Here is a 2250-nt window from a genome sequence, read left to right on the forward strand (position 1 = left end):
GCGTGAGCGGCAGCGGGCGGGCGGTGGAGGCGGACGGGACCGGGGGCGGGGCCGGGGGTGGTGCTGGAGCTGGGGACACGGGACGTCGTCCTTCCGCGGCGGGCCCCTGCGGGCCTGGGGGGAGCGGGCCGGGCGAAACCGCGTGGAGCCTTCCCCTCCCGCGTGACACGGGGATGTCCGGAAACGTAAGGCGTGCGGGCGGAACGGTGCCGCCGCCCGCACGGCAGGCGGCCGTTCGGCGCCGACCAGGTAGCCTTCCCTTGGGCCGCGCTTCGCATGCGAGGCGGCCGGAGACACACGACGACCAGGTCAGCGACAGGGGAGGAACCGGCGGTGCACGTCCAGGAATGGCTCGACTCGGTGCCTGCCGCCGCCGTCTACGCCGTGGTGGCCCTGGTGATCGGTCTGGAGAGCCTGGGCATCCCGTTGCCGGGCGAGATCATCCTGGTCTCGGCGGCCCTGATGTCCTCGCAGCACACGGGCGTCAACCCGGTCGTCCTCGGCGCCTGCGCGACCGCCGGAGCGGTGATCGGCGACTCGATCGGCTATGCCATCGGCCGCAAGGGCGGACGCCCGCTGCTGGCCTGGCTCGGCGGGAAGTTCCCACGCCACTTCGGCGCGGGCCACGTGGCCACCGCCGAACGCTCCTTCGAGAAGTGGGGCATGTGGGCGGTCTTCTTCGGCCGCTTCGTCGCCCTGCTGCGCATCTTCGCCGGCCCCCTCGCCGGCGTCCTGCACATGCCGTACTGGAAGTTCCTGATCGCCAACGTCCTCGGCGGCATCTGCTGGGCCGGGGGCACCACGGCCGTCATCTACTACGTCGGCACCGTCGCCGAGGACTGGCTGAAGCGCTTCTCCTACGTCGGCCTGGGCGTGGCCGTCCTCATCGGACTCGGCTCCATGCTGATCGTCAAGCGCAAGGCGAAGAAGGTGCGGCCGGAGCAGCGGGAAGCGGAAGCGGAGCCCGTGAAGGCCGGGGAGTGAACCCGTAGCGCCGGGTGGGAGAACATCCCCCTCACCCGTGCACCTCGCGATGCTCCTTCGCCAGGTCGGCGTACAGCGTGCCGTTGAGGACCACGCCCTCCCGCTCCTCCTCCGACAGGGCCCGCCGCACCTTCGCCGGCACCCCCGCGACCAGCGATCCGGGCGGCACCACCATTCCCTGCGGTACCAGCGCCTGGGCGGCGACCAGCGAGCCCGCCCCGATCACCGCCCCGTTCAGGACGGTCGCGCCCATCCCGATCAGGCAGTCCTCCTCCACGGTCGCCCCGTGCACCACCGCGTTGTGCCCGATGGACACCCGCTCCCCGATGCGCACCGGGTACCCGGGGTCGGCGTGCAGGGTGACGTTGTCCTGCACATTGGCCCGCGCCCCCACGGTGATCTTCTCTATGTCCCCGCGCACGACGGCCCCGTACCAGACACTGGCCCCCTCGTGCAGCGTGACGTCCCCGACCACGGACGCCGTGGGTGCCACGAACGCCTCCGGATCGACCTGGGGTTCCTTGCCCCGGATGCCCACGACCAGCGCCTTCTGCGTCATCACCGTCTCCTTGTGTGTGCGTGCCGTGCCCGAACCGTACGACACCGGGTGGGGCGAAGATCACAGCGGCCCGGCCTCTCGCCGGGGGCAACCGGTGAGTAACGTGAGCGCGTGCCGAAGCGCAAGAACACGTTCTCATCCTGGCGTCAGCGCCTGGCCCAGCGCGCCGTCCACGCGGGCTGGGCGTGGGCGCGGCGCACGGGCTCGGTGACGGCCGAGCACCCCGGCCGCTTCCGCTTCGGCGCCCTCGGCGAGCACACCCGGCTGGCCTTCCCGCTCGGCACGATCTTCGGCGAACCGTGGATCCGGCTCGGCTCGTACTGCATCATCGGCGAGCAGGTGACCCTCACCGCGGGCCTGATGCCCGACCTGGACCTCGGTCCGGACCCGATCCTGCGCATCGGCGACGGCGTGGTCCTCGGCCGTGGCAGCCATGTCATCGCGGACACCACGGTCACCATCGGCAGCGACTGCTACTTCGGCCCGTACGTCTACGTCACCTCCACCAACCACTCCTACGACGACCCGCACCAGCCCATCGGCAAGCAGTGGCCGCGCATGGAGCCGGTCGAGATCGGGCCGGGCTGCTGGATCGGCACCGGCGCGGTGATCCTGCCGGGGGCGCGGATCGGCCGGAACGTGGTCGTGGCGGCCGGCTCGGTGGTCCGGGGCACGGTGCCGGACCACGCGGTGGTGGCCGGGGCGCC

At 72.2% G+C, this 2250-nt stretch carries 3 protein-coding genes; 2 read left to right on the plus strand and 1 reads right to left on the minus strand.

The genetic code is table 11. From position 1 onward, the window contains the following. Positions 1-333: 333 nt before the first annotated feature. On the plus strand, positions 334-984 hold the full coding sequence (locus H5J33_RS31920) for a DedA family protein (protein WP_181798225.1): 651 nt from the start codon (positions 334-336) through the stop codon (positions 982-984). 31 nt (positions 985-1015) lie between these two features. Here the strand turns inward: H5J33_RS31920 and H5J33_RS31925 are convergent, their stop codons facing one another. Continuing rightward, positions 1016-1543 (minus strand): gamma carbonic anhydrase family protein, encoded by a 528-nt coding sequence (locus tag H5J33_RS31925; RefSeq protein WP_181798226.1) that lies wholly within the window; start codon positions 1541-1543, stop codon positions 1016-1018. Positions 1544-1654: 111 nt separating this feature from the next. On the opposite strand from H5J33_RS31925, the gene H5J33_RS31930 reads away from it, so the two are divergent. Next, positions 1655-2250 (plus strand): acyltransferase (locus H5J33_RS31930; RefSeq protein WP_181798227.1); only part of this gene is annotated, 596 nt, incomplete at its 3' end.

It is taken from the genome of Streptomyces sp. WELS2 (assembly GCF_013870595.1).
GTDB lineage: Bacteria > Actinomycetota > Actinomycetes > Streptomycetales > Streptomycetaceae > Streptomyces.

Coding starts and splice junctions, on each gene's coding strand:
- H5J33_RS31925 (WP_181798226.1), bottom strand. CDS start 1,543: ATGACGCAGAAGGCGCTGGTCGTGGGCATCCGGGGCAAGGAACCCCAG.